The following is a 24,900-nucleotide window of genomic DNA, read 5'->3' as shown; positions in this document are numbered from 1 at the left end:
GATCGGGGCCGCGATCCCGACGAGGCTCGGGGCATGTCCTCGACGCAGACCACGCCCCCTCCCGCCCCCGCTCCCCGGAACGCCCCCGCCCTCGCCGCGACGGCCCGCGGCCTGGCCCGCACCTACGGACGCGGCGACACCCTCGTCCACGCGCTGCGCGGAGTCGACCTCGACCTGCCCGCCGGCCGGTTCACCGCGATCATGGGGCCGTCGGGCTCCGGCAAGTCCACGCTCATGCACTGCCTCGCCGGGCTCGACCAGCCCACCGGCGGCACGGTCAGCGTGGCCGGGCAGGCGCTCGACGGCCTGTCGGACGACGCGCTCACCCGCTTCCGCCGCGACCACGTCGGCTTCGTCTTCCAGGCGTTCAACCTGCTGCCGATGCTGAGCGCCGAGCAGAACATCTGGCTGCCGACCGAGCTCGCCGGCCGCTCGCGCACGGACCTGCGCGACCGCTTCGAGCGGATCGTGACGACCCTCGGGATCGCCGACCGGCTCAGCCACCGGCCTGCCGAGCTCTCCGGCGGCCAGCAGCAACGGGTCGCCATCGCGCGTGCGCTCGTCGGCAGTCCGGCGATCGTGTTCGCCGACGAGCCGACCGGCAACCTCGACTCGACCGCGTCCGCCGAGGTGCTGTCCTTCCTGCGCGGCTCCGTGCGCGAGCTCGGCCAGACCGTCGTGATGGTCACCCACGAGCTCGAGGCCGCGGCGTACGCCGACGACGTCGTCGTGCTCGCCGACGGCCGGATCACCCACCGGCTCGTCGAGCCCACCGCCGCCGACCTGGTCGCCGCGCTGAACCCGGCAGCCGCCTGATGCGCACCGTCCTGCTCGCCTCCCTGCGCACCCACACCCGGCGCTACGGCGCCGCCCTGCTGGCGGTCGTGGTCGGCGTCGTCCTCGTCGTGGTGACCGCCGCCCTCTCCTCGGCCGTCCGCGACGGGCTGACCTCCGGCCTCGACCAGCCGTACGACGGCGCGGACGCCGTACTCGACCGGCCGGCCACCGACGACGCGGTCCGGCTGCTGGAGGCCGCTCCGGAGCGGGGAGCCGACGCGTGGCTGATCGGCTGGACCCTGCAGCAGCTCAGCCACGACGGCTCCGTCGTCGCGACCGACGCCGACATCGGCCAGGTCCCCGACCGGCCCGACCGGCGCTGGCAGGAGCTGGTCGACGGCCGCTTCCCGGCCTCCCCCGGCGAGGCGCTCGTCGACACCAACGCCGCCAAGGCGGACGACATCGCGGTCGGCGACCGGCTGCGGATCGGCACCGGCGCCGACGCCCTCGACGTCACCGTGGTCGGCCTCGCGGACTCTCCGTCGACCTTCTCCATCGCCTCGGTCTACGTGCTGTGGGCGGACCTGTCGCGGTGGCAGGACCAGCTCTACGCCAGCAGCGTCGCATGGGCCGGCGGGGACGGGTTCGGTCCGGCGCGGGAGGCGATCCGCGACGTCGTACCGGGTGCGGAGCCGGAGGCCGTCGACGCCTTCGTCCAGGACCTGCAGGCCGAGATCAACAGCGGCGTCGACGTCATCGCGATCATCGCGCTGCTCTTCGCGGCCGTCGCGCTGCTGGTCGCGGTCCTCGTCATCAACAACACCTTCGCGATCCTCTTCGCCCAGCGCAGCCGGGACTTCGCGCTGCTGCGCTGCGTCGGCGCCACGCGCCGCCAGGTCGTCCGGTCGGTCCGCACGGAGTCGCTGGTCCTCGGCGTCGTCGCGGCGGTGGTCGGCACCGCCGCCGGCCTCGCTGCGGGCCACGGGCTGGTCGCCCTCATCCACGACCGCTGGCCGGGCGCCCGCCTGGGCGACGCGGACATCGGCGCCTCGTGGCTCCTCGTCGCGGCCGCGCTGGCCGTCGGCGTCCCCCTCGTCGCGGCGTGGCTGCCCACCCGCCGCGTGGTGCAGGTCAGCCCGCTCGCGGCCCTGCGGCCCGACGACAGCACCCGGCTGCGTACGACGACCGGCCGGGCCCGCGTCGGCCTCGGCATCCTGCTCGTGCTCGCCGGCTGCGCCGCCTTCGTCGTCGCGGTGGGCTCGGCCGTGCCGGCTGCGCTGGTGGCCGGCGGGACCGCGACCTTCCTCGGCGTGGTGCTGCTCGGCCCGGTGGTCGTCCCGGCGCTGGTCCGCGCCCTCACCCGCGTGGCCGGCCGGGCGATGGGACCCGCCGGCCGGCTGGCAGCGGGCAACGCGGTCCGCAACCCGCGGCGTACCGCTGCGACGACCGCGTCCCTCCTCGTCGGCGTCACGCTCACCACTGCGGTCCTCACCGGCCTCGCCAGCTCGCGCTCGGCGCTGGCGGCGGAGATGGACGAGCAGCACCCGATCGACATCGCCCTCACCGGCGCCGACCCGCTGCCGGACGACGTGGCGGAGCGGGCGGCCACCGTCGACGGGGTGGCGGCCACGGTGACCGTCCCCGGCGCGCCGGCCACGGTCGCGGGCGAGCAGCTGCCCCTGCTCGCGCCCGGCCACGACGCGGGACCGGTCCTGCACGGGAGGCTGCCGCACGCGCGGCCGCGCGAGGTGCTCGTCCCGTGGGACCTGCTCGGCGACGACGTCGAGGAGGGCGACCGGGTCGCGGTCGTCGTCGGCGACCGTTCGCTCACCCTGCGGGTGCGCGCCGGCGAGGGCTGGGGCGACGCCGCGCTCGTGCAGCCGTCGACGCTCGCCCGGCTGGCCCCCGACGCCGGCGCCCAGGCGGTCTGGGTGCGGGCCGATCGCGACGCGGATCCCGAGGACCTCGCCGGCTCGATGGAGGCGATCGCCGGGCCGCTCGACGCCGGGATCGAGAACGGCCTGGCCCGCCGCGCGTACGTCGACCTCCAGCTCGACGTGCTCGGCGGCGGCGTCGTCGGCCTGCTGGCGATCGCGGTCGTCATCGCCCTGGTCGGCATCGCCAACACCCTCGGCCTGTCGGTGCTCGAGCGCGGCCGGGAGCACGCCCTGCTGCGCGCGCTCGGCCTGACCCGCCGGCAGGTGCGCCGGATGCTCGCCACCGAGGCGGTCCTGCTCGCCCTCGTCGCGACCGTCCTCGGCACCGCGCTCGGCGTCACCTTCGCGTGGCTCGGCGTGCGGTCCCTCGTGGATCCGGTCGTGTCCGGGGCCGGGTTGGTCCTGCCGTGGACCCAGCTGGGCCTGGTCGTGGCGCTGGCCGCGGCCGCCGGCCTCCTGGCGGCGGTCCTGCCCGCGCGGCGCGCGTCGCGGACGGCCCCGGCAGCGGGCCTGGCGATGGAGTGACCCACCCTCCCCCCGGTCGCTCGCTACGCTGCGCACGTGAGTGACTGGGGGAAGGTCCGCCTGCACGTGGTCACGGGCAAGGGAGGCACCGGCAAGTCGACGGTCGCCTCCGCGCTCGCCCTCGCGCTGGCGACCCGCGGCAAGAACGTGCTGCTCTGCGAGGTCGAGGGACGCCAGGGCATCGCCCGGATGTTCGACGTGGACCCGCTGCCCTACCAGGAGCGGCGGCTCACCACCGGCCTCCCCGACGCCGACGGCGGTCGCGGGGTCGTCCACGCGCTGCACATCGACGCGGAGTCCGCGCTGCTGGAGTACCTCGCGATGTACTACCGGCTCGGCCGCGCCGGCAAGGCGCTCGACCGGTTCGGCGTCATCGAGTTCGCCACGACCATCGCCCCCGGCGTCCGCGACGTGCTGCTGACCGGCAAGGTCTACGAGGCAGTCCAGCGCAACAGCCGCAACAAGAACGCCATCGAGTACGACGCCGTCGTGCTCGACGCCCCGCCGACCGGCCGGATCACCCAGTTCCTCAACGTCAGCAACGAGCTCGCCGGGCTGGCCAAGGTCGGGCCGATCAAGTCCCAGTCGGACACGATGATGACCCTGTTCCGCTCCCCGCGGACCGCCGTGCACCTGGTCACCGTGCTCGAGGAGATGCCCGTCCAGGAGACCGCCGACGGCATCGCCGAGCTGCGCGCCGCCCAGCTGCCGGTCGGCGGCGTCGTGGTCAACCTGGTCCGTCCGCGCGACCTGTCCGCCGAGCAGCTCGCCGCGGCCCGGTCCGGCACCCTCGACCGCGCCGCCCTGGAGGCCGACCTGGCCGCCGGCGGGATCGAGGTCACTCCCGAGCTGGTCGCCGGCCTGCTCCACGAGGCCGCCGACCACGCCGAGCGGCGCGCCCTGGAGGACTCCCAGCGGACGCTGGTCGCCGAGCTCGGCGTCCCCTCCTACGAGCTGCCCCGGATGGCCGGTGGCATCGACCTCGGCGGGCTCTACGAGCTCGCCGCACTCCTCCGAGAGCAGGGGATGGCCTGATGGCGCGCAGCAACACCCAGCGGCCCACCCGGGTCGGCCCCGCCAGCACCCAGCGGGCCGGCGCCCTCGACGTGGACGCCCTGCTCGACGACCCGACCACGGGGATCATCGTGTGCTGCGGCTCCGGCGGGGTCGGGAAGACCACGACGAGTGCCGCGCTCGCGCTGCGCGCGGCGGAGCGGGGCCGGAAGGTCGTCGTACTGACCATCGACCCGGCGCGGCGGCTGGCTCAGTCGATGGGGATCGAGCAGCTCGACAACACCCCCCGCCCGGTGACCGGCGTCGAGGGCGACGGGGCGCTGGACGCGATGATGCTCGACATGAAGCGCACCTTCGACGAGGTGGTGCTCTCGCAGGCCAGCCCGGAGAAGGCGAAGCAGATCCTGGCCAACCCGTTCTACATCGCGCTGTCGAGCTCCTTCGCGGGGACGCAGGAGTACATGGCGATGGAGAAGCTGGGCCAGATCCACCGGGACGCGCAGGCCGCCGGCACCTACGACCTCATCGTCGTGGACACCCCGCCGTCGCGCTCGGCGCTGGACTTCCTCGACGCCCCGGAGCGGCTCTCGAGCTTCCTCGACGGGCGGTTCGTGCGGCTGCTGCTCGCGCCGGCCAAGGGCCCGGCGAAGCTGATGACGGCCGGGTTCAGCCTGATCACCAACGCGCTGACCCGGATCCTGGGCGCGCAGTTCCTCAAGGACCTGCAGACCTTCGTGACCGCGCTCGACACCGTCTTCGGCGGCTTCCGCCAGCGCGCGCAGCAGACCTACTCGCTGCTCAAGGCCGACGGTACGGCGTTCCTCGTGGTGGCCGCCCCGGAGCCGGACGCCCTGCGGGAGGCGGAGTACTTCGTCGAGCGGCTCAGCGAGGACGGCATGCCCCTGGCCGGGCTGGTGATCAACCGGGCCAGCCCGGAGCCTGCCGGCGACCTGTCGGCGGACGAGGCGATGACGGCCGTCGAGCGGCTGCGGCGCGCCGACGGCACGTCGGTCGCCGCCGGGCTGCTGCGCCTGCACGCCGACCGGGTGCGCATGGTCGAGCGCGAGCGCACGCTGAGGGACCGGTTCGCGACCGCCCACCCGCAGGTGGAGACGGTCGTCGTACCGGCCCTCGCTGGCGACGTGCACGACCTCGACGGCCTGCGCAGGGTCGGAACCCTGCTTGCCGAAGGCGTCTAGCTCAGACGGTCGCGGTGCCCTGGCGGTCGCGCGCGTCCTCCAGGACCTTGCGCCACGACGCGCTCGGGCGGCGGCGCAGCAGCGCGCGGCGCTCCCGCTCCGTCATGCCACCCCAGACACCCCACTCGATCTGGTTGTCGAGCGCCTCGGCGAGGCACTCCGTGCGGACGGCGCAACCCGCGCACACCTGCTTTGCCTTGTTCTGTTCTGCGCCCCTCACGAAGAGCTGGTCCGGCTGGCCTTCACGGCAAGCGGCACGAGGCGCCCAATCATCAACCCACATGTTGTCCCCTTGTGGTTCCCACTCGGGAAGCCAGCACCCCCACAGCGCTTGGTCTTCCCGTCCCGATCAAAGTAAAGGAAAGCGACGCCCACGACCACGGCTCATTGGGCCCAACCTGTCTAGTCACATCGGACTAGACCGGAGGCTCCCGACCCGGTCGCGCCCGCCCCCGGCGGCACCTGCGCGCTCCCCGTCCCGGTCCCCGCCGACGAATCCGGCGGGCACAGGGGTGTCACGTACCCTGACCGCATGTCCAAGACGCGGTTCGACGGCCTGCCGCCCGGCAAGGTGCTCTCCCACCTCGGTGTGATGCTGCTGGTGTCCGCCGTGCTCGGCGTGGTCGTCTCCGGGCTCGCGATCCCCTTCGCCGGCGTCGCCGGGTTCAGCGCGCGCAACGTGGCCGAGTCGGTCGACGAGCTGCCGCAGGAGCTCGAGACCGAGCAGCTGCCGCAGCGCACCGAGATCCAGGACAAGTCGGGCAAGGTCATCGCGACCCTCTACGACCAGAACCGCGTCAACGTCCCGCTCCGCCAGATCTCGCGGACCATGGTCGAGGCGATCGTCGCGATCGAGGACTACCGCTTCTACCAGCACGGCGCGCTCGACCTGAAGGGCACGCTGCGGGCGCTCTTCACCAACCAGGCCGCGGGCGGCGTGACCCAGGGTGGCTCCTCGATCACCCAGCAGCTGGTCAAGCTGACCCTCATCACCCAGGCCAACGGTGACGAGGAGGCCATCAAGGCCGCCAAGGAGGACAGCTACGGCCGCAAGCTCAAGGAGCTGCGCTACGCCATCGCCCTCGAGAAGCGCCACAGCAAGGACTGGATCCTCGAGCGCTACCTCAACACCGCCTACTTCGGTGACGGTGCGTACGGCGTCCAGGCGGCCGCGCAGCACTACTTCAGCACCAACGCCAAGGACCTGAACCTTCGCCAGTCCGCCCTGCTCGCGGGTCTCGTGCAGAGCCCCGAGGCCTACAACCCGACCCGCAACGCCGCCCAGGCCAAGGTCCGCCGCAATGTCGTCCTCCAGCGGATGGCCCAGCTGAGCGTGATCACCGACGCCGAGGCCGACAAGACCGTCGCGATGAAGCTGGGCCTCAAGGTCCAGGACCAGCCCAACGGCTGCGTGAACTCCCGCGCCCAGTTCTTCTGCGACTACGTCGTGCGCTGGCTGATGACCGACCCCGCCCTCGGCGAGACGGCCGACGAGCGCGAGCGGCTGATCTTCAACGGCGGCCTCACCATCAAGACGACCGTCGACATGGGCTTCCAGCGCGCGGCGCAGGACTCCGTCAGTGCCCACGTCTTCAAGGGCGACGCCGCCATCGGCGGCCTGGCGCTGGTCGAGCCACGGACGGGCAACGTCCGGGCCCTCGCCCAGTCGCGGCCGATGGGCAAGGGCAAGGGCGAGACCTTCCTCAACTACACGGTGCCCAAGAGGTACGGCGACGCCTCGGGCTTCCAGCCGGGCTCGACCTTCAAGGCGTTCGTGCTGGCGGCCGCGGTCAACCAGGACATCCCGCTGACCCGCACCTTCCCGGCGCCGAGCGAGCGTGGCTTCGCCGAGAACAGCTTCGAGACCTGCGACGGCCCCTACCAGAGCGGCGCCACCTGGACCGTCCACAACTCGACCAGCGCGTCGGCCAACCCGAACCTCTACGAGGGCACGCAGAAGTCGGTCAACACCTTCTTCGCCGCGCTCGAGCAGGAGACCGGCATCTGCGAGCCGTGGAAGCTGGCCCGCGCGATGGGCATCGACCTCGCGAAGGAGTGGCAGAAGCCGGCGTTCACGCTCGGCATCGCCGACGTCAGCCCGCTGGACATGGCCCAGGCCTACGCGACGTTCGCCGGCCGCGGCCTCCACTGCTCGCCCCGCCCGGTCACCCAGATCGAGGACACCGACGGCAACGTGCTCAAGGAGTACGAGAAGCAGTGCACGCAGGCGCTGCCGAGCCCGGTGGCCGATGCGGTCAACGACGTGCTCCGCGGCGTCATCGAGGGCGGCTTCGGATCCGCCCTCAACCCGGGCCAGCCGGCAGCCGGCAAGACCGGTACGACGACCGGCAACCAGGCGGTCTGGTTCTCCGGCTACACCCCGAACCTCGCCGGCGCCGCCGTCGTCGCCGGGGTCAACAAGGCCGGTCACCCGGAGTCGCTCGACTACAAGTCGGTCGGCGGCCAGACGCTCTACACCTCGTCCGGGTCGACCACGGCGGGCCCGATCTGGGGTGACACCTTCAAGGCGATCGCCCAGTGGCTGCCGGACGACGACTTCACCCGTCCGTCCTCCTCCGACGTGGCCGGGCTGCTGATCCCCGTGCCGTCGGTGAGCGGGCTCAGCTACGAGGACGCCAAGGCCCGGGTCGAGGCGGCCGGGTTCACCGCCGTCCGCGGCCCGTCCCGCACCTCCGGCGTCGCCCGGGGCCTCGTCGCCTACGCCTACCCCGGCGACCGCGCCGGTGCCGGCGACACGATCACGCTCTACATCTCCAGCGGCCCGAAGAAGGAGCGCAAGCCCAAGGGCGGCGGTGGCGGCAAGCCCGGTGGCGGCAAGCCCGGCGACGGCAACAACGGCCGCGGCAACGGCTGACGCGAGCACCGACTGACGCGAGCACCGACGCAACGAGGGGCTGACCGATCCGGTCAGCCCCTCGGGCGTTGGGTGGGCGCTCAGCCGAGCTGGCGGCGTACCTCCGCGGCGACGGCCGCACCGTCGGCCCGTCCCTTGACCTGCGGCGTGACGATGCCCATCACCTGGCCCATCGCCTTCGGGCCGGCACCGGCGGCGCCGAGCTTCTCGACGGCGGCGGCGACGACCGCGGCGATCTCCTCGGGGCCGAGCTGCTCGGGCAGGTAGTCCTGGATGACCGCGGCCTCGGCGCGCTCCTTCGCGGCGCTCTCGGGCCGGTTGCCCTCCTCGAAGGCGACCGCGGCCTCGCGGCGCTTCTTCGCCTCGCTGGACAGCACGGTCAGCACCTCGTCGTCGGTGAGCTCCTTGGCGACCTTGCCGGCGACCTCGGCGTTCGTCACCGCGGTGAGGATCATCCGCAGGGTCGAGGACCGGACGTCGTCACGAGCCTTCATGGCGGTGGTCAGGTCGGTGCGGAGGCGGTCCTTGAGGGTGCTCATGCCTCGATTCTGCCCGGTCTGCGGGAGAGTGGCCTCATGGGATTCGTGCGCGCGCTGCTCCGCACCGCCGCGCTGGGCGGGCTCGCCGGCGCCGGGGTGACGTCGTACGCCCTGTGGGAGGCGCGGCAGTACACCGTGCGGAGGTACGACGTCCGGGTGCTGCCCGCCGGCATGCAGCCACTGCGCGTGCTGCACCTGACCGACATCCACATGACGCCCGGCCAGACCCGCAAGCAGGAGTGGCTGCGCTCGCTCGCGGCCCTCTCCCCCGACCTGGTCATCGACACCGGCGACAACCTCGCCCACCGGCGCGCGGTGCCCGTCGTCCTCGACAGCCTCGGGCCGCTGCTCGACGTCCCCGGGGTGTTCGTGCACGGCTCGAACGACTACTTCGAGCCCGGCCTGCGCAACCCGTTCGGCTACCTGCTGCCCGATGACGGCAAGCGCTACGACCACACGCCCCAGCTGCCCTGGCGCGAGCTCAGCGCCGGCCTCGCCGGCGCCGGCTGGTTGGACCTGACCAACCGCCGCGCGGGCCTCACCGTCGGTGAGGCGACGCTCGCCTTCGCGGGCGTCGACGACCCGCACCTGTCCTACGACGACCTGCCCGCCGTCGCGGGCCCCGCCGACGCCACGGCCGACCTGCGGCTCGCGGTCGCCCACGCGCCGTACCTGCGGGTGCTGGACCAGTTCGCCGCCGACGGGTACGACGCCATCGTCGCCGGCCACACCCACGGCGGCCAGGTCCGGCTGCCCCTGCCCGGCGGCTCCCGCGCGTACGCCACCAACTGCGACCTCGAGCCCGCCCGGGCCCGCGGGCTGAGCCGCCACCCGGCCGACTCGCGTCCGGGCGACCCCGGGTCGTCGTGGCTGGAGGTGTCGGCGGGCATCGGCACGAACCCCTACAGCCGGGTCCGGATCGCCTGCCGGCCCGAGGCCGTGCTCCTGACGCTGCTGCCGGTGGGCTGAGGACGGGCGCCGGCGCGGACCCCGATTCGGGCTGCGCCGGTCCGCTCCGCTATGCTCCCCTGCTGTTGAGTGGACCTCTTCGGAGGGCGCTGAACGGCGGGCTGTGGCGCAGCTTGGTAGCGCGCCTCGTTCGGGACGAGGAGGCCGCAGGTTCAAATCCTGTCAGCCCGACCGACCAGCAGGTGGATCCCCCGGGGTCCACCTGCTGTCATTTCGGAGAACGACCAGCCGCCGATCGGTGCTGCTGTCGTGACAGACTGCCCCCATGTCTGACGAGCAGGACAAGCTGAAGCTCAGCTTGGAGGCGCCCAAGCTGTTCGGGCGCAAGAAGAAGGCGGCCGAGCCGGCCGCGTCCTCCGAGCCTGCCCAGCCGGCCCGTCCTGCCGCTCGCAAGCCGGCCCCGAAGCCAGCGGAGAAGGCCGCCCCGAAGGCCGCCCCGAAGCCGGCGGAGAAGCCCGTGGCTGCTGCGCCTGAGCCGGAGGTCGAGGTCGAGGAGAGCGTCGCGACCCGGCTCGACGCGGAGCTGACGCCTGCGTCCGACCCGACCGCGGTGCTCGAGGCGGTCACCGAGCCCGAGCCGGTCGTGGAGCCGGAGCCGGAGCCGGAGCCGGTCGTGGAGCCGGAGCCGGTCGTGGAGCCCGAGCCGGTCGTGGAGCCCGAGCCGGTCGTGGAGCCCGAGCCCGAGCCCGAGCCCGAGCCGGAGCCCGAGCCGGAGCCCGAGCCGGAGCCCGAGCCCGAGCCGGAGCCCGAGCCCGAGCCGGAGCCGGAGCCCCAGCCGGTCGCCCCCGTGTCGACCGAGAAGCCCGCAGCCGCGCCGGTGGTCGAGAAGCCCGCGGCCGTGAAGCCGAGGCCGGCGCCCAAGCCGGCCCCCGAGCCGGCTCAGAAGCCGGTGATCGTCGAGCCCGAGCCGGTCAACGACGCGGACCTCGAGGACGCCGAGATCGCGGCCCTGAGCGCCCAGGGACCGCTCCTGACGTCGTACCGTGCCGCTGCCGTCACCGGTCTCGTCGTCGGCGCCGCGATGGTGGTGCTGACCTGGCTGTCGCTGCGCGGGTGCGAGGCCGTGCGTGGCACGTCGTCCTGCGGCGGCGGTCCCGGCTTCCTGCTGCTCGTGGCGACCTTCGCGCTGTGCGTGCTGCTGGGCAGCCAGCTGCTCAAGACCTTCCAGATCCCCGACCCGGGCAGCAGCAGCTTCCTCGCGGTCGGCCTGGTGGCCGTGGTGGCGCTGCTGTTCCTGATCGACTTCCTCGACAACTGGTCGATGCTGGTCGTGATCCCGGCGCTGAGCATCGGGGGCTACCTGGCGTCGGTCTGGGTCACCAAGACCTTCGTCGAGCCCGTCGACACCTGATCGGACCCTGGACGACGAAACTCACGCCTGGACGACGAAGCTTCATCGTCCAGGCGTGAGTTTTCTCGTCCAAGCGCGGGAGTTTCACCGGCCGGCCGGTGAAACTCCCGTTCAGCGCGACGCCGCGATCAGCTCCGCGATCTGCACCGTGTTGAGCGCGGCACCCTTGCGCAGGTTGTCGTTGGAGACGAACAGTGCGAGGCCCCGGTCGCCGTCCACGCCCGGGTCCTGGCGGATCCGGCCGACGTACGACGGGTCCTTGCCGGCGGCGGCGAGCGGGTTCGGGATCTCGGCGAGCTCGACACCCGGCGCGGTCGCGAGCAGCTCCTGCGCGCGGGCCGGGGTCAGCGGCCGCTCGAACTCGGCGTTGATCGCCAGCGAGTGGCCGGTGAAGACGGGGACGCGGACGCACAGGCCGGAGACCCGCAGGTCGGGGATGCCGAGGATCTTGCGGGACTCGTTGCGGAGCTTCTGCTCCTCGTCGGTCTCGTTGAGGCCGTCGTCGACGAGGTTGCCGGCGAACGGCAGCACGTTGTAGGCGATGGTCCTCTTGTAGACGCCCGGCTCGGGGAAGGCGACCGCCTCGCCGTCGTACGCGAGCTCGCGGGCCTTGTCGCCGGCCGCGGCGACGCCGGTGGCCAGCTCCTCGACGCCGGCGATGCCGGAGCCGGAGACGGCCTGGTACGTCGACGCGATCAGCCGGACCAGGCCGGCCTCCTCGTGCAGCGGCTTCAGGACCGGCATCGCGGCCATGGTGGTGCAGTTGGGGTTGGCGATGATGCCGCGGCCGGCGGCGATCACCTCGGCGGCGGCCTCCGGGTTGACCTCGGAGACGACCAGCGGGATGGCGGGGTCCTTGCGGAAGGCCGAGGAGTTGTCGACGACGATCACGCCGGCGTCGACGAACCGGGGCACCAGGGCACGCGACGCGGTGGCGCCGGCGGAGAACAGCGCGACGTCGAGCCCGGTCGGGTCGGCGGTCTCGGCGTCCTCGACGACGACCTCGCGGTCGCCGAACTGCAGCACCTTGCCGGCCGAGCGGGCCGAGGAGAAGAAGCGGATCTCGCCGACCGGGAGGTTCCGCTCGAGGAGGATCTGGCGCATCGCGACGCCGACCTGGCCGGTCGCGCCGACGACGCCGATGTTGATGCTCATCGTCCGGTACCTCCGTAGACCACGGCCTCGATCTCGTCGGAGCCGAGGTCGAAGGCGGCGTGGGCGGCGTTGACGGCCGCCTCGACCTGGGTCTCGGCCACGACGACCGAGACGCGGATCTCCGAGGTGGAGATCATCTCGATGTTGACGCCCGCCTCCGACAGCGCCTCGAAGAAGCGCGCCGAGATGCCCGGCGAGGAGCTCATGCCGGCGCCCACGATGGACACCTTGCCGACGCTGTCGTCGTACTGGAGGCTGTCGAAGCCGACGGTCTCCTGGAGGCGGGAGAGCGCCGTCATGGCGGTCTGGCCCTCGCCGCGCGGCAGCGTGAACGAGATGTCGGTGAGGCTGGTCGCCGCGGCCGACACGTTCTGCACGATCATGTCGATGTTGATCTGCGCCTCGGCGACGGCGCGAAAGATCGCGGCCGCCTCGCCCGGCTTGTCCGGGACCCCGACCACGGTGATCTTGGCCTGGCTGCGGTCGTGGGCGACCCCGGTGATGATTGCGGCTTCCATGGAGCCTTCCTCCTGAACAACATCCTCGGCCTTGACGACCCAGGTGCCCTCCTTCTCGGAGAAGGAGGACCGGACGTGGATGGGCATGCCGTAGCGGCGGGCGTACTCGACGCACCGCAGGTGCAGGATCTTGGCGCCCTGCGCGGCCATCTCGAGGGTCTCCTCGTAGGAGATCCGGGGCACCTTGCGGGCGCGCGGCTCGATGCGGGGGTCGGCGGTGAAGATGCCGTCGACGTCGGAGTAGATCTCGCACACGTCGGCCTCGAGCGCCACCGCGAGCGCGACGGCGGTCGTGTCGGAGCCGCCGCGGCCCAGCGTGGTGATGTCCTTGGTCGTCTGCGAGACGCCCTGGAAGCCGGCGACGATCGCGATCGCGCCCTCGCCGATCGCGGCCTCGATGCGGCCCGGCGTGACGTCGATGATCTTCGCGCGGCCGTGCTCGGCGTCGGTGATCACGCCGGCCTGCGAGCCCGTGAAGGAGCGCGCCTCGTGGCCGAGGTTCTGGATCGCCATGGCCAGCACGGCCATCGAGATCCGCTCGCCGGCCGTCAGCAGCATGTCGAGCTCACGGGCCGGCGGGAGCGGGGAGACCTCGTTGGCGAGGTCGATCAGCTCGTCCGTCGTGTCCCCCATCGCCGAGACCACGACGACGACCTGGTGGCCGGCCTTCTTGGTGTTGACGATGCGCTGCGCGACGCGCTTGATGCCGGCGGCATCGGCGACCGACGAGCCGCCGTACTTCTGCACGACAATGCCCACGGGGGCTCACTCCTGGCGGTTCGGGGGAAGGGACGAGGCCCCTCGCGACCACGGCCGCCGGGCCCCGGAGTCTTGCTCCGGGGCTGATTCTACCGAGCGACGCTAGGCGTTTTCGGCGCTGTCCAGCACCGCGGCCGCGGCCTCGACCAGGGCGAGCTCCTGGGTGGTGTCGAGGTCGACGTCGAGCCGGTCGTGGGCCACCACGGAGAGCAGCGCCTTCATGGCCGCGCCGGCGAGCGTGCCCCACGAGGAGACGTAGGAGAACTGCCACCACCAAAGCGCCTCCTCCACGTCGCCCGCCTCGTAGTGGCGCACCCCGATCGCGAGGTCGGCGGCGATGCTGGTGAGGTCGTCGGAGAGCAGGCCCTCGACGATCTCGGGCTGGTAGGGGTCGAAGACGTAGCTGTAGGTGTCCAGGTCGCCGAGGAGCTCGGCCAGCTGGAGGCGGAGCTCGTCGACGTCCTCCGGGTCCGGTCCGTCGTCGGGCTGGAACTCGTCGCGCGGCGCGAAGTCGCGCTGCACGCCCAGCCGGGCGCCCGTCAGCGAGATCTGGCTGATCTGGAGCAGCAGCAGGGACACGGCCTGGCCGCCCGTCGCCTCCGCCGCCACGACCCGCAGGCCCTCGAGGAAGGAGGTGACCGACGCGGCGATGTCGTCCGCGAGGCGCACGGTCTCGGTCTCCACGGCGATCAGCGCCTCGAGGGCCGCCAGGCCCGGGAGCTGCTCGGTGCTGGTGTTGTCGCTCATGTTCCCGTTCGTCCCGCTCATGTCGCTGTCTGCCTTCCCACGAATGCCCGACCCAAGGTGACCTCGTCGGCGTACTCCAGGTCTCCTCCCACCGGAAGTCCACTGGCCAAACGTGTCACGCGCAAGCCCAGCGGTCCGAGCATGCGCGTGAGGTACGTCGCCGTCGCCTCGCCCTCGAGGTTGGGATCGGTCGCGAGGATCACCTCCGTGACGGCCCCGTCGCCGAGCCGGGTGAGCAGCTCGCGGATGTGCAGCTGCTCGGGTCCGATGCCGTCGATCGGCGAGATCGCGCCGCCGAGGACGTGGTAGCGCCCGCGGAACTCGCGCGTGCGCTCGATCGCGACGACGTCCTTGTACTCCTCGACGACGCACAGCACCGACGGGTCGCGCCGCGGGTCACGGCAGATCCGGCACTGGTCGTCCTCGGCCACGTTGAAGCAGATGCTGCAGAACTTGACCTTGTCCTTGACCTCGATCAGCACGTCCGCCAGGCGTCGTACGTCGACCGGGTCGGCCTGGAGCAGGTGGAACGCGATCCGCTGGGCGCTCTTCGGACCCACGCCCGGCAGGCGGCCGAGCTCGTCGATGAGGTCCTGGACGACGCCTTCGTACACCGGTGGACCCCGCTCAGAAGCCGAGCTGGCCGGGCGCGCCGCCCGGTCCGCCCAGGCCCGGCAGGCCGCCACCCAGGTCGGCGCCGAGCGCGCCGAACGGTCCGATCAGCTCCTCCGCCAGCTCGTCCGCCTTGGCGCGGGCGTCGCGGAAGGCCGCCACGACCAGGTCGCCGAGGTCGGCCAGCGCGTCGGCGTCGGTGCTGTCGAGGGCCTCGGGCTTGATCGTCACGGCGGTCAGCTCGCCGGCGCCGGTGATGGTGACGCTCACGGCGCCGCCGGCGACGGAGCCGTCGACCGTCGCCTCGGCGAGGCGCTGCTGCGCCTCGACCAGCTGCTGCTGCATCTGCTGCGCCTGCTGCATCAGCGCGCCCAGGTCGAGGCCGCCGCCTCCGCCCAGTGCGTCGAACGGGTTCTGGCTCATCTTCGTCTCTTCTCGGTGGGTGGCGTGGGTCGGTGGCGGGCGGTCCCGGCGGCTCAGCCGCCGCGCGGGATCTCCTCGATCATCTGGGCGCCGAGCTCGCGCGCGAGCAGCTCGGCGCTGGACTCGGCGTCGACGTCGGCGTCGTCGAAGCGGGCGTGCGCGTCGGGGTCCTCGGGCGGGGCGTCGGCGAGCTCGCCCTCGCGCGCCTGGATGTCGGCCATCCGGGGACGGCGCGGGGTCGGCTCCGACGGCGCGGCGTCCGCGGGCGGCGCCTGGTCGCCCGGGACGGCCCACGGCGGCGGGTCGTCGGACGGCGGGGGCGCCGATGCCCAGCCGTCGTCGGCCGGCGCCGCCGCGCGCGCGTCGGCGGCGGGAGCGGCCGGCGCCTGCTGCGCGGCCGGAGCCGCGGGGGCGGCCGGGGGCGGGGTCCCGCCGGGGACCGCCGACGGGTCGATGATCGCGTCGATGCGGACCTTGGCACCGATCTCGTCGATCACCGCCTGCTGGACGATGTCGGAGTGCCCGCCGGACTCGAAGGACCGGCGCGGCCCGTCGGACTGGAAGCCGAGCGCGATGACGTTGTTGTCGAAGCCGACGACCTGGGAGTTCTGGGTCAGGTGGATCCAGGTGACCCGCTTGACGCCCTTGACCCGGTCGATGACCGCCGGCCAGAGCCGGCGGATGTCGACCAGGGTGAGTCCGCCGGACGGCGCCGCAGCGGCGGGGGCGGGAGCGGGCGCGGCCGGGGTCGGGGCCGGGGCGGCGGCCACGGGCTCCGGAGCCGGCTCCGGCTCCACCGGGCGCTCCACCGGGGTCGGGGCCACCGGGGTCGGGGCGGACGGGGTCGGGGCCACCGGGGTCTGGGCCACGGGCTCCGGCTCGGCGACGGGGCTGGCGGCCGGGGTCGGAGCCGGGGCCGGCCGGTCCTCGGTCCGCTCGGGCGCGGCCCGCTCGGCGCGGGACGGCGCCGGCCGGTCCTGGGCCGGCGCGACCGGGGCGGCGACGGGGGCGGACTCAGCGGACGTCGTACCGCTGATCGACGCGCGGCGCTCGAGCCGGTCGAGGCGGGCCATCACACCCTCGGTCGTGTGGTCGGCGGCCGGCAGCAGGATCCGCGCGCAGATCAGCTCGAGCAGCAGCCGGGGCGCGGTCGCGCCGCGCATGTCGGTGAGGCCGGCGGCGACCAGGTCGGCGGCGCGGGTGAGCTCGGCTCGGCCGAACGCGGCGGCCTGCGCGACCAGGCGGTCGGCCTGGTCGCCGGACACGTCGAGCAGGCCGGAGGCGGCGGCGTCCGGGACGGCGGAGAGGATCACCAGGTCGCGCAGCCGGCGCAGCAGGTCCTCGGTGAACCGGCGCGGGTCCTGGCCGGTCTCGATGACCTTGTCGACGACGCCGAACACGGCGGAGCCGTCGCCGCTCGCGAACGCCGACACGACGTCGTCGAGGAGGGTGTCGGGGGTGTAGCCGAGCAGCCCGCTGGCCAGCTCGTAGGTGACGCCCTGGGGGCCGGCGCCACCGAGCAGCTGGTCGAGCACCGAGAGGGTGTCGCGCGCGGAGCCGGCGCCGGCGCGGACGACGAGCGGCAGCGCGGCCGCCTCGATGGAGACGCCCTCGCGGTCGCACAGCTCGGTGAGGTACGACGTCAGCAGCCGCGGCGGGATCAGCCGGAACGGGTAGTGGTGGGTGCGCGAGCGGATGGTCGGGATGACCTTCTCGGGCTCGGTGGTCGCGAAGATGAAGCGCAGGTGCGGCGGCGGCTCCTCGACGAGCTTCAGCAGGGCGTTGAAGCCCTGCGTCGTGACCATGTGGGCCTCGTCGATGATGTAGACCTTGTAGCGGCTCTTCACGGGCGCGAAGAAGGCCTTCTCGCGCAGGTCGCGGGCGTCGTCCACGCCACCGTGGGACGCGGCGTCGATCTCGATGACGTCGATCGAGCCCGGGCCGTTGCGGGCCAGGTCGCGACAGCTCTCGCACTCGCCGCACGGGTCGGCGATCGGCGCCCGCTCGCAGTTGAGCGCACGGGCGAGGATCCGGGCGCTCGTGGTCTTGCCGCAGCCGCGTGGGCCGGAGAAGAGATAGGCGTGGTTGACCCGGTTGCCGGCGAGCGCAGCCCGCAGCGGCTCGGTCACGTGCTCCTGGCCGATCACCTCGGCGAAGGTCTCGGGCCGGTAGCGGCGGTAGAGCGCGAGCGGGGAGTCCACCCCTGAACACTAACGAGCGGCCCCGACACCCGACAGGGCGGCGGCCCCGAACGGCCCCCGGAGACGAAGAGGCCCCCCGCACACCCGATAGAGCTCACTTACCCTTGCTGCCTTCCGGCCCTGGGGGAGTTGGGTGAGATACCGCCGCGCGGGGGGTTGCCCCCACTCTAGACGACCCTCCCGGGCGCTCCGAACTCCGGGCACCACCGACGACCACTCCCCCGCGGCCACCGGCGGGCCACGCGATTTCCGGCTGCCGGTCGGCGACCGGTAACCTCCTCGGCGGAGGTATCGCCTAGTGGCCTATGGCGCACGGCTGGAATCCGTGTTGGGTTAACGCCCTCGGGGGTTCGAATCCCCCTACCTCCGCCGTCACAGGAGCCCCGGTCCGCTGGACCGGGGCTCCTGTCGTTCCGTCCCCCTGCGCCTTTCCGGATGTCCATGCAGCGGATCCGAGGGCTGGGATAGCGTGTGCCTCCCAGCGAACCCCCGGCCTCGGAAGGGCACGATGCAGTCGAGCAAGCTCCGGATCCTCGTCCTCTGGCTCAAGCACCTGATCCGCCGCGCGATGTGGGCGATCGAGGGCGAGAACCACGCCCGCCTCCGCGCCGGCGAGAAGCAGGGTCGGGTCACCATGGGCCCGCACTCCCGGCTCAACGGCATCCCGATGATCCGCCTGCTCCCGCACGACGACACCCGCCTCACGATCGGCGACTACAGCTCGATCGCCGAGGACGCCTATGTCATCGTCGGCGGCGGCCACCCGATCACCACGGTGACGACCTACCCCCACCGGATCCTGTTCGGCATGGAGGGCGCGGGCCAGGACGGCTTCCCCCGCAAGACGGCCGACAGCTTCATCGGGTCCGACGTCTACCTCAACCACGGCGTGATCGTCCACGGCGGCGTCCGCATCGGCCACGGTGCCTGCATCGGCTCGGGCGCCGTCATCACCAAGGACGTCCCGGACTACGCCGTCGTCGGCGGGGTCCCCGCCAAGGTCATCCGCTACCGCTTCTCGCCGGAGCAGATCGAGGCGCTGCTCGAGATCGCCTGGTGGGACTGGCCCGAGGACGAGGTCCGGGCCGCCGTCCCGCTGCTCGCCAGCGAGGACATCGACGGGTTCATCGCCTACGCCCGCGAGCGGCAGGCCGCCGGCGCCGTACCGGCCCCCAAGGTCGGGGACGCCGTCTACAGCTGACGCCGAAAGCGACAGTGGACAGGTCGCGGCCGGATTCCTAGGCTCACGACGCGGCGAGCTCGGGGCGGCGCCCGACCCGAGGAGCCGCCGTGGCCGACCCGACCATCCACGAGGTCTGCGTCGTCGGCGCGGGGATCAGTGGCCTGAACGCGCTCGTCGTCGCGGCCGGCCACCTGCCCCGCAACGCCCCGGCAGTCGTCGTCGACGTCCGCCCGCGTCCCGGCGGGATGTGGGTCGACACCTACGACTACGTCCGGCTCCACCAGCCGCACCCGATCTTCACGGCAGGCAACATCAAGTGGCAGCTCGATGCGCCACCGAGCCACCTGGCATCGCGCACGGAGGTCCTCGACCACCTGCGCCACTGCCTCGACGTCGCGGGGCGGAAGCTCACCCTCGACGAGCGGTTCGGCTGGGCCTACACCGGCCACACGGAGGCCGACGGCCTCGTCGAGGTGAGGCTGCAGGGGCCGGACAGCACGGAGCACACGGTCATCACCCGCCGCCTGGTCAAGGCCTTCGGCCATCAGGTGCAGCCGAATCCTCCCCTGTCGACCACCAGCTCCCGGGTCCGGAGCATCACGCCGGAGACCCTCGACCTGGACGCCGTCCGGAGGGGTGACGAGCCGGTGTGGATCGTGGGCGGGGGGAAGACCGCGATGGACGCGGCCCACCGCATCCTCACGGAGGCCCCCGGTCGCGAGGTCCACCTGTTGGCCGGCCCCGGCACGATCTTCGCGCGGCGCGACACCTTCTTCCCCACCGGCGCCCGACGCTGGTGGGGCGGCACACCGATCAACACCATGGTCCGCCAGGTCAGCGACCGCTACGACGGCACCAACGAGGTCGCGGTGAGCGACTGGTTCCGGTCGACGTACGGCACTGGTCCCGTCGCCGATGCCGTCAACTACCTCAGCGCCTACCTGTCCGAGGCGGAGAACCGGGTCATCACCGACGGGCTCCGCACCGCCGAACGCACCTACTTCGCCGACGCCGTCGACCGCGACGACGGCGACGTGGACGTCGTGGACCGTGACGGCCGCTCCCGGCAGACGGCGCCCGGCAGCTGGATCCTCAACTGCACCGGCTCCCTCCTGCGCGAGGTCCATCCCTACGAGCCGTACACCTCGGCCACGGGGAACGTGCTGTCCATCCAGATGCGCTCGAGCACGTTCGGCGGCTTCACCGCCTTCGCCGGCTACTACATGACCCACCTGATGTTCCATGGCCGGCTCCACGACCTCCCGCTCTACGAGCTGGACCTCGCCCAGCTGCAGCGGGAGGCGCCGTCGGTGGTCATCTACGCCTCCATGGTCCTCACGATGCACAACCTGAGCCTGCTGGTCGACACCTTGCCGAAGCGGGTCATCATGCAGTGCGGGCTGGACTTCAACCTGTGGTACCCCGTCCCGCGCCAGGTCGCCGGCGTGGCCCGCTTCCTTGCCACCCATCACCGCAAGCGACGCCACGACCAGCGCACGCTCGACACGATCGCCACCCGCTTCGGCGTGCGCAGCGGCCCGTTGACCCACGCCGCCACCGGGGCCTGAGCCCGGCGAGGGCGATGTCGTCAGGTGGAGGAACGCCCGCGCCGTCGCGCCAGGACCGGCCGCAGGACCAGCAGCACGACCAGCGCGCCTCCCCCGCCGAGACCCCACCAGACCGCGTCGCGCCGCGTGCCCGCGAGCAGGTCGGCACGCTCCGCCGGCACCGTCCCGCGTGGCACGACCTCGTTGCGGCGGGCCTGGCCCGCCATGCTCTCGACCGGACGCTGCAGCGCCTCGACCGGCTGGACCACGCCGAAGCCGGTGAGCGGGCTGGCCTGGCCGTTGCCGCTGGCGGTGGCCTCCAGCCGCTTGCGCAGCTCGTCGGCGGTGTCGTCGTCGTGGACCGACCAGACCAGCGCGGCCACGCCGGCGACCTGGGCCGCTGCCCACTCCGTCGATCCCTCCGTGACGACGCACCAGCCGCCCTGGACGCCGATCGACACGGATCCCGCGCCGGGGGCCGCGAGGTCCACGGCCGAGTTGCGCAGCGCCCGGGCCTGCCACTCGGGCGAGGAGATCCCGACGGCGACGACGTCGGGGTCGGCGGCCGGCCAGACGTCGGCCGCGGCGTCCTGACCGGGCTTCACCTCGGCGTACTCCTCGAGGAAGCCCGCTCCCTCCGCCGGTACGTCGCCCGCCGGGGCGATCACCAGCGCGCCCGCGCGGTGCAGGCGGGCGAGGGCGTCCTGCAGGTCGTCCGAGCCGGCCACGACGGCAGGGACGAGCACGATGGTGCGCCCCCGGACGTCGACCTCGTCGAGCGCCCTCGCCAGGGCACCCGACGAGGGCGTGCTCTCGCCGTCGCTCTCCTGGCCGCGCGGCACGTCGTAGAACTTCGCCGGGACGACGTCGGCGGCGGGCGCGATGCCGGCATCGACCGACGGGTCGGTCTGGGGCTGCCCACCGACGATCCCCGCGGCGGTCAGCCCGTGGGCGCTGGCGAGGTCCGGACGCGCCCCCAGGGCAGCCCCACCCGGGATCTCGGTGTCGACCACCACGACCCGCACGCCCTGTCCGGGACGGCGGTCCGCACGGGCGGCGATGGCGCTCGCCTCCGGCACCTGCAGCGCCTCGCTGGCCTCGTTGACGCCCTTGACCTTGCGGTCGGCGTCCTCGCCGGTGGCCAGGCAGTCCGGTCCCTCGGCGAGGGCCGCGGCAGCGGCCGGCACGGCCGACGCCGGCGCTCCGGGCGCGAGCGGCACCGCCAGCGCGGCCACGGCGAGCACCGCCAGCCGCGCGCCGGCCCGGCCGCTCACGCGCACGCCGGACCGACCGAGTCGCCGACGTCCTCGGAGGGCGTCCGGGGCGGGCAGAGCGCGTCGAGGAGCGACAGGTCCGGGCCCGGCGTGAACAGCTGCAGCCAGGTGGACGGTACGACGACCTCCGGGACGCGTCCGTAGCCGAGGTTGTCGACCTCGGTCATGCCGGCGATGGAGTAGCTGCGACCGCCGTCGTCGACCAGGTGGACGGTGCCACCACTCGAGGTGTCCCAGTCGGCCGAGCGCACCACGGCGCCGTACCCGGCCTCGACGCTGACATTGCTCTGGCCGGCGCTGACGTCGCCGATCATCGCCGAGCCCGACGGGAAGGTGGCGAGGAGCACGGCCGGCTCCTCGTCCTCGCCGGTCTTCAGCACGCCGCAGACAGTGTCGGTGCGGCGGGCGGAACCCCCGGCGATGGCGTCCTCGGGCCACGACGACGCGTCGTAGGGAGCGGCGACGACCTTGAACGCGCCACCCTCGCCGACCTGCTTGATCGGTCGCGGCATGTCGTCACCGATCGGGGTGCTGCGCAGCACCGCGAACGCGAACTCGCTCAGCTGCACGAATCCCTTCTTCGTGACGGCGTAGAACTGGCCGCTGCGCTCGTAGTAGTCGCCGACCCGCGCCGTCGTGTAGCCGGGCAGGGGGACCCGCTGGCCCCAGTCGTCGAATCCCAGGCCGGCCTCGGTCAGCGCGCCGCCGGTCGGGAAGAGCCCCAGCCAGGCGTCGGGCACGACGATCTCGTCGCTGGCCTCGACCTTGAGGTCGGCGTACAGGCCGTCGGGGTTGGCGGGCGCGGCGTAGCTGTAGGCGCGCACCGGGTGGCCCGGCACCTCGGCCTGGGCGATCAGGTAGCGCTTGCCGCTCGGCTCGCCACGGACCACGAAGCCGAGCTCGGGGGTCTCCTGGACCGACCGACCGGGGCGGACCTCGGTCTGCACGCCCTTGCCGGTCGCGGTGCACGACACCCAGCCGCTGTTGAGGAGGTTGCCCGCGCCGGGAACGGTCGGCGGTGCGTCGAGGATGCCGATCGACGGGCCCTTCTTGCGCTCGGCGAGGACGTCGTCCGGCACGCTCTTGGTCTTCACGTCGGCACCGAGGATGAGCTGCGCGGAGGTCACGTTGATCACCGGCCGCAGCTGCTCCTGGCCCTGCGACTGCTCCTCGTCGAGGATGACGTAGAGCGCGCCGTGGTCGTCGGTGACCAGGCCCGGGCTGTCCCAGTCGACGGTCGGGCGCTTCGTGAGCGCGCCGGCCACGGCAGCGCCTGCGATCAGCAGGATGGCCAGCGCGACGCCGCCGACGATCATCCGGCCGGGGCGCGCCGGCTCGACCTCCCGGCCGCCGGGCGCGCCCGAGACGAAGGCCGTCACCAACCGGCGCCGGCTGAACGAGTAGGCCTCGACGAGGTCCTTCTTGGTCGCCATCAGCGCAGCCCCATCAGTCGAGCGCCTTGTGCACGGTCTCGAAGAGGCCGACGGCCACGACGAGCAGCGGGAGCAGGGCGATCAGCGCCGTCGACTCGAGGACGTCGCCCAGGCGGCCGCGGCGCACGGAGGGCGCCGACGGCGTCAGGGTCGCCGCGAGGAGCACGGCGCCGGCGACGGCCAGCACGACCGCGAGGGTCGGGCGCCAGTCGCCGTGCAGGGCGAGGACCGCCAGCGCGGTGGTGGCCAGTCCGGCGATGCCGGCGGTCAGGCCGACCAGGACCTCGCTGCCGGTGCGGTACTGGCGTGTGCGGAGCATGACGATCAGGCAGGCGTCGACGGCCAGCAACGTGCCGGTCACGCCCAGGCTGACGGCCAGCGGCGCGACCAGCACGATGAGCACGCCGACCGTGCCGGTGATCGCGAGCAGGATCTCGTGCGCGATCCGGGCATCGGCGGCGACCTGGTCGCGCTCGATGTCGTCCGGGTCGGCCGTGAGGTCGGCGGTCGAGTAGATCTGGTCGATCCGCGTCGAGGTCGCGCCCAGGGCGAGCCACGGGAAAACGCTGCCCGCGAGCACGACCAGGCACAGCACCACCGTCAGCAGCTCGGCCGCGCCGAAGCCGCCGCCGTCGCGCGAGTCGAGGTAGAGACCGATCGCGAGCCCCAGCGCACCGATCACGACCGGCGGGAAGACGAGGGTTCGGCCGGCACCCAGGCCGATCACGCAGACCAGGCCGGCGACGAGCGCGCCCGCTCCGGCGAAGGCGAGGGGCTGTCCCAGCAGCGCGGTGTCCTGCGGCGCGAACATCACGCCCGCGACGGCGGCGTACCCGGCTCCGAGCCAGGCGACGCCGACCGCGGCCTCCGGCTCGTGCTGGGCACGGGACAGCACCACGGCGCCGGCGCAGAGGGCCAGCGCGACCACGGCGGTCGCGGCAGCGGCGAGGTCGGAGCCGCGCTGCACCAGGAGCGCGGCGGCGCCGAGGGCGAGGAACAGCCCCGCCGCGAACAGGGCGGTACGACGCCCGGATGACGCCTGCCAGGGCTTGAGGTCGTTCTCGACGACGTCCGACATCGCCTCCACGACGTCGTCGTAGACCCGCGGCGGCGGGTCGTCGACGCCGGCCGTGACCGTGAGGAGGCCACCGTCCTCGACGCCCTGGAGGGTGAGCCCGGTGTCGGGCACCAGCCGTCGCCCGTCCGCGGTGACGACCCGGTAGCCACCGTGCACGGTGGCCGGGTCGAGCAGGCCGACGCTGCGCGCCAGCTCCGGCAGCAGCTCGGCGACGGGGACCGCGCCGGGGAGCACGAGGTCGACCCGACGGGTGCCCGAGGTGACGGTGACCCGGACCAGTCCGGAGGCGACCGCCCCCGGCGCCCGACCAGCTTGTGTCATCTGCTCACACCTTCCCGAGAGACCGAGGTGCCATCGTGGCACGGCGGTTGCGGCCCGTACGGGCCGGGACATGGCGGAAGGGCCGACGCGTGGCGTCGGCCCTTCCGTTGACCAGCAATCGAACCGACCGGCTCGATCAGAAGTCGAAGCGGCTCGCGCCGCGCTTGTCGGCGGCGAGGTACTCGGCGTTCGACTGGTAGACGGTCTGGTGGCTGCGGTCGAGCAGGTCCTTGAGCTCCTGCATCGCCCAGTCCCAGGCGGCCTTCGCGGACTTGTAGGCCTCCTGCTGGTCACCGGACCAGGTCGCCACCTTGGGAGCGACATCGCTCTCCAGGCTGTTCAGGCTGTCGTCCATCTTCTTGACGGTGTTGTACATCGCCTCAGCGGCGGCGTCGAGCTCGCCGTGACGAACCCGCAGGCCGTCGAGTGCACCGAAGTCAGCGCTCATGATCTTGTCTCCTCA

The 24,900-nt window shown here is 73.1% G+C and carries 21 protein-coding genes, 2 tRNA genes and 1 other RNA gene; 11 read left to right on the top strand and 13 right to left on the bottom strand.

The features are described 5' to 3' along the window. Positions 1–33: 33 nt before the first annotated feature. Genes BJ993_RS12565 through bagB form a run of 4 tightly spaced genes read left to right on the top strand, consistent with a single transcriptional unit; the run spans position 34 to position 5,452 of the window. Positions 34–816: an ABC transporter ATP-binding protein gene (locus tag BJ993_RS12565; protein ID WP_179649051.1), complete on the top strand. Its 783-nt coding sequence runs from the start codon at positions 34–36 to the stop codon at positions 814–816. Beyond that, on the top strand, positions 816–3,239 hold the full coding sequence (locus BJ993_RS12560) for an FtsX-like permease family protein (RefSeq protein WP_179649050.1): 2,424 nt from the start codon (positions 816–818) through the stop codon (positions 3,237–3,239). Before BJ993_RS12565 ends, BJ993_RS12560 begins: the two co-directional genes overlap by 1 nt. Positions 3,240–3,275: 36 nt before the next feature. Further along, the gene (bagA, locus tag BJ993_RS12555) at positions 3,276–4,274 is read left to right on the top strand and encodes an ATPase BagA (protein ID WP_179649049.1); all 999 of its coding nucleotides are present in this window, start codon (positions 3,276–3,278) and stop codon (positions 4,272–4,274) included. Next, the gene (bagB, locus tag BJ993_RS12550; RefSeq protein WP_179649048.1) at positions 4,274–5,452 is read left to right on the top strand and encodes an ArsA family ATPase; all 1,179 of its coding nucleotides are present in this window, start codon (positions 4,274–4,276) and stop codon (positions 5,450–5,452) included. Before bagA ends, bagB begins: the two co-directional genes overlap by 1 nt. 1 nt (position 5,453) lies before the next feature. Here bagB and BJ993_RS12545 read toward each other — a convergent pair whose 3' ends face one another. Further along, positions 5,454–5,735: a WhiB family transcriptional regulator gene (locus BJ993_RS12545; RefSeq protein ID WP_036549983.1), complete on the bottom strand. Its 282-nt coding sequence runs from the start codon at positions 5,733–5,735 to the stop codon at positions 5,454–5,456. 249 nt (positions 5,736–5,984) lie between these two features. Here BJ993_RS12545 and BJ993_RS12540 point away from each other — a divergent pair, with 249 nt between their 5' ends. Then, positions 5,985–8,327, top strand: coding sequence for a transglycosylase domain-containing protein (locus tag BJ993_RS12540; protein WP_179649047.1), 2,343 nt, complete (start codon positions 5,985–5,987; stop codon positions 8,325–8,327). Positions 8,328–8,407: 80 nt separating this feature from the next. On the opposite strand, the gene BJ993_RS12535 is transcribed toward BJ993_RS12540, so the two are convergent. Further along, positions 8,408–8,866, bottom strand: a complete 459-nt coding sequence (locus BJ993_RS12535; RefSeq protein WP_036549977.1) for a GatB/YqeY domain-containing protein — start codon at positions 8,864–8,866, stop codon at positions 8,408–8,410. Between the two features lie 36 nt (positions 8,867–8,902). Here BJ993_RS12535 and BJ993_RS26355 point away from each other — a divergent pair, with 36 nt between their 5' ends. The 3 genes from BJ993_RS26355 to BJ993_RS12520 all read left to right on the top strand — a co-directional run bounded on the left by BJ993_RS26355 (position 8,903) and on the right by BJ993_RS12520 (position 11,186). Further along, positions 8,903–9,835 (top strand): metallophosphoesterase, encoded by a 933-nt coding sequence (locus BJ993_RS26355; protein WP_179649046.1) that lies wholly within the window; start codon positions 8,903–8,905, stop codon positions 9,833–9,835. Between the two features lie 97 nt (positions 9,836–9,932). Then, positions 9,933–10,006, top strand: a tRNA-Pro gene (locus BJ993_RS12525). 94 nt (positions 10,007–10,100) lie between these two features. Beyond that, complete coding sequence (locus tag BJ993_RS12520) at positions 10,101–11,186, top strand: hypothetical protein (protein WP_179649045.1); 1,086 nt, start codon at positions 10,101–10,103, stop codon at positions 11,184–11,186. A 111-nt stretch (positions 11,187–11,297) separates the two neighbouring features. On the opposite strand, the gene BJ993_RS12515 is transcribed toward BJ993_RS12520, so the two are convergent. From BJ993_RS12515 to ffs, 7 genes are all read right to left on the bottom strand, one after another. Beyond that, positions 11,298–12,341 (bottom strand): aspartate-semialdehyde dehydrogenase, encoded by a 1,044-nt coding sequence (locus tag BJ993_RS12515; protein WP_179649044.1) that lies wholly within the window; start codon positions 12,339–12,341, stop codon positions 11,298–11,300. Continuing rightward, on the bottom strand, positions 12,338–13,618 hold the full coding sequence (locus BJ993_RS12510) for an aspartate kinase (protein WP_179649043.1): 1,281 nt from the start codon (positions 13,616–13,618) through the stop codon (positions 12,338–12,340). The genes BJ993_RS12515 and BJ993_RS12510 overlap by 4 nt, the downstream gene beginning before the upstream one ends. Positions 13,619–13,720: 102 nt before the next feature. Next, a complete protein-coding gene (locus tag BJ993_RS12505) occupies positions 13,721–14,365 on the bottom strand; it encodes a DUF5063 domain-containing protein (RefSeq protein WP_179649042.1) in 645 nt (214 codons plus the stop codon). A 17-nt stretch (positions 14,366–14,382) separates the two neighbouring features. After that, complete coding sequence (gene recR, locus BJ993_RS12500; RefSeq protein WP_036549966.1) at positions 14,383–14,979, bottom strand: recombination mediator RecR; 597 nt, start codon at positions 14,977–14,979, stop codon at positions 14,383–14,385. Positions 14,980–14,992: 13 nt separating this feature from the next. Next, positions 14,993–15,400 (bottom strand): YbaB/EbfC family nucleoid-associated protein, encoded by a 408-nt coding sequence (locus BJ993_RS12495; RefSeq protein ID WP_036549964.1) that lies wholly within the window; start codon positions 15,398–15,400, stop codon positions 14,993–14,995. A 53-nt stretch (positions 15,401–15,453) separates the two neighbouring features. After that, on the bottom strand, positions 15,454–17,601 hold the full coding sequence (locus BJ993_RS12490) for a DNA polymerase III subunit gamma and tau (RefSeq protein ID WP_179649041.1): 2,148 nt from the start codon (positions 17,599–17,601) through the stop codon (positions 15,454–15,456). 67 nt (positions 17,602–17,668) lie between these two features. Further along, positions 17,669–17,759: signal recognition particle sRNA small type (gene ffs, locus BJ993_RS12485), an RNA gene on the bottom strand. Positions 17,760–17,885: 126 nt separating this feature from the next. Between ffs and BJ993_RS12480 the strand changes: the two genes are divergently transcribed. The 3 genes from BJ993_RS12480 (at position 17,886) to BJ993_RS12470 (ending at position 20,352) form a co-directional block, all read left to right on the top strand. Further along, positions 17,886–17,970 (top strand) — tRNA-Ser (locus BJ993_RS12480). A gap of 139 nt (positions 17,971–18,109) precedes the next feature. Continuing rightward, a complete protein-coding gene (locus BJ993_RS12475; protein WP_051932803.1) occupies positions 18,110–18,802 on the top strand; it encodes a CatB-related O-acetyltransferase in 693 nt (230 codons plus the stop codon). An 89-nt stretch (positions 18,803–18,891) separates the two neighbouring features. Further along, positions 18,892–20,352 carry an NAD(P)/FAD-dependent oxidoreductase gene (locus BJ993_RS12470; protein ID WP_179649040.1) on the top strand — a complete coding sequence of 487 codons (1,461 nt, stop codon included), beginning with the start codon at positions 18,892–18,894 and terminating at the stop codon, positions 20,350–20,352. Positions 20,353–20,372: 20 nt separating this feature from the next. Here the strand turns inward: BJ993_RS12470 and BJ993_RS12465 are convergent, their stop codons facing one another. The 4 genes from BJ993_RS12465 to BJ993_RS12450 all read right to left on the bottom strand — a co-directional run bounded on the left by BJ993_RS12465 (position 20,373) and on the right by BJ993_RS12450 (position 24,885). Further along, positions 20,373–21,605 (bottom strand): S8 family serine peptidase, encoded by a 1,233-nt coding sequence (locus BJ993_RS12465; protein ID WP_179649039.1) that lies wholly within the window; start codon positions 21,603–21,605, stop codon positions 20,373–20,375. Next, entirely contained in the window at positions 21,602–23,038 is a 1,437-nt protein-coding gene (gene eccB, locus BJ993_RS12460) for a type VII secretion protein EccB (RefSeq protein ID WP_036549958.1), read from the bottom strand. Before eccB ends, BJ993_RS12465 begins: the two co-directional genes overlap by 4 nt. Before the next feature lie 13 nt (positions 23,039–23,051). Next, positions 23,052–24,437, bottom strand: coding sequence for a type VII secretion integral membrane protein EccD (eccD, locus tag BJ993_RS12455; protein ID WP_179649038.1), 1,386 nt, complete (start codon positions 24,435–24,437; stop codon positions 23,052–23,054). Between the two features lie 136 nt (positions 24,438–24,573). Then, positions 24,574–24,885 carry a WXG100 family type VII secretion target gene (locus tag BJ993_RS12450; RefSeq protein WP_051932801.1) on the bottom strand — a complete coding sequence of 104 codons (312 nt, stop codon included), beginning with the start codon at positions 24,883–24,885 and terminating at the stop codon, positions 24,574–24,576. Positions 24,886–24,900: the final 15 nt, after the last annotated feature.

The sequence above is a fragment of the Nocardioides aromaticivorans genome (assembly GCF_013408525.1).
In the GTDB taxonomy this organism is placed as follows: Bacteria; Actinomycetota; Actinomycetes; order Propionibacteriales; family Nocardioidaceae; genus Nocardioides; species Nocardioides aromaticivorans.
Note: the sequence above shows the minus strand (reverse complement) of the source record. Positions and strands in the feature narration are given on the sequence as shown.

Bases quoted from the DNA above. Each gene is read 5' to 3' on its own strand.
- BJ993_RS12535 (WP_036549977.1), bottom strand. From the start codon at position 8,866: ATGAGCACCCTCAAGGACCGCCTCCGCACCGACCTGACCACCGCCATG.
- BJ993_RS12540 (WP_179649047.1), top strand. From the start codon at position 5,985: ATGTCCAAGACGCGGTTCGACGGCCTGCCGCCCGGCAAGGTGCTCTCC.
- BJ993_RS12545 (WP_036549983.1), bottom strand. From the start codon at position 5,735: ATGTGGGTTGATGATTGGGCGCCTCGTGCCGCTTGCCGTGAAGGCCAG.
- BJ993_RS12515 (WP_179649044.1), bottom strand. From the start codon at position 12,341: ATGAGCATCAACATCGGCGTCGTCGGCGCGACCGGCCAGGTCGGCGTC.
- BJ993_RS12475 (WP_051932803.1), top strand. From the start codon at position 18,110: ATGCAGTCGAGCAAGCTCCGGATCCTCGTCCTCTGGCTCAAGCACCTG.
- eccD (WP_179649038.1), bottom strand. From the start codon at position 24,437: ATGACACAAGCTGGTCGGGCGCCGGGGGCGGTCGCCTCCGGACTGGTC.
- BJ993_RS12450 (WP_051932801.1), bottom strand. From the start codon at position 24,885: ATGAGCGCTGACTTCGGTGCACTCGACGGCCTGCGGGTTCGTCACGGC.
- BJ993_RS26355 (WP_179649046.1), top strand. From the start codon at position 8,903: ATGGGATTCGTGCGCGCGCTGCTCCGCACCGCCGCGCTGGGCGGGCTC.
- BJ993_RS12565 (WP_179649051.1), top strand. From the start codon at position 34: ATGTCCTCGACGCAGACCACGCCCCCTCCCGCCCCCGCTCCCCGGAAC.
- BJ993_RS12495 (WP_036549964.1), bottom strand. From the start codon at position 15,400: ATGAGCCAGAACCCGTTCGACGCACTGGGCGGAGGCGGCGGCCTCGAC.
- BJ993_RS12505 (WP_179649042.1), bottom strand. From the start codon at position 14,365: ATGAGCGACAACACCAGCACCGAGCAGCTCCCGGGCCTGGCGGCCCTC.
- eccB (WP_036549958.1), bottom strand. From the start codon at position 23,038: ATGGCGACCAAGAAGGACCTCGTCGAGGCCTACTCGTTCAGCCGGCGC.
- BJ993_RS12520 (WP_179649045.1), top strand. From the start codon at position 10,101: ATGTCTGACGAGCAGGACAAGCTGAAGCTCAGCTTGGAGGCGCCCAAG.
- bagB (WP_179649048.1), top strand. From the start codon at position 4,274: ATGGCGCGCAGCAACACCCAGCGGCCCACCCGGGTCGGCCCCGCCAGC.
- BJ993_RS12560 (WP_179649050.1), top strand. From the start codon at position 816: ATGCGCACCGTCCTGCTCGCCTCCCTGCGCACCCACACCCGGCGCTAC.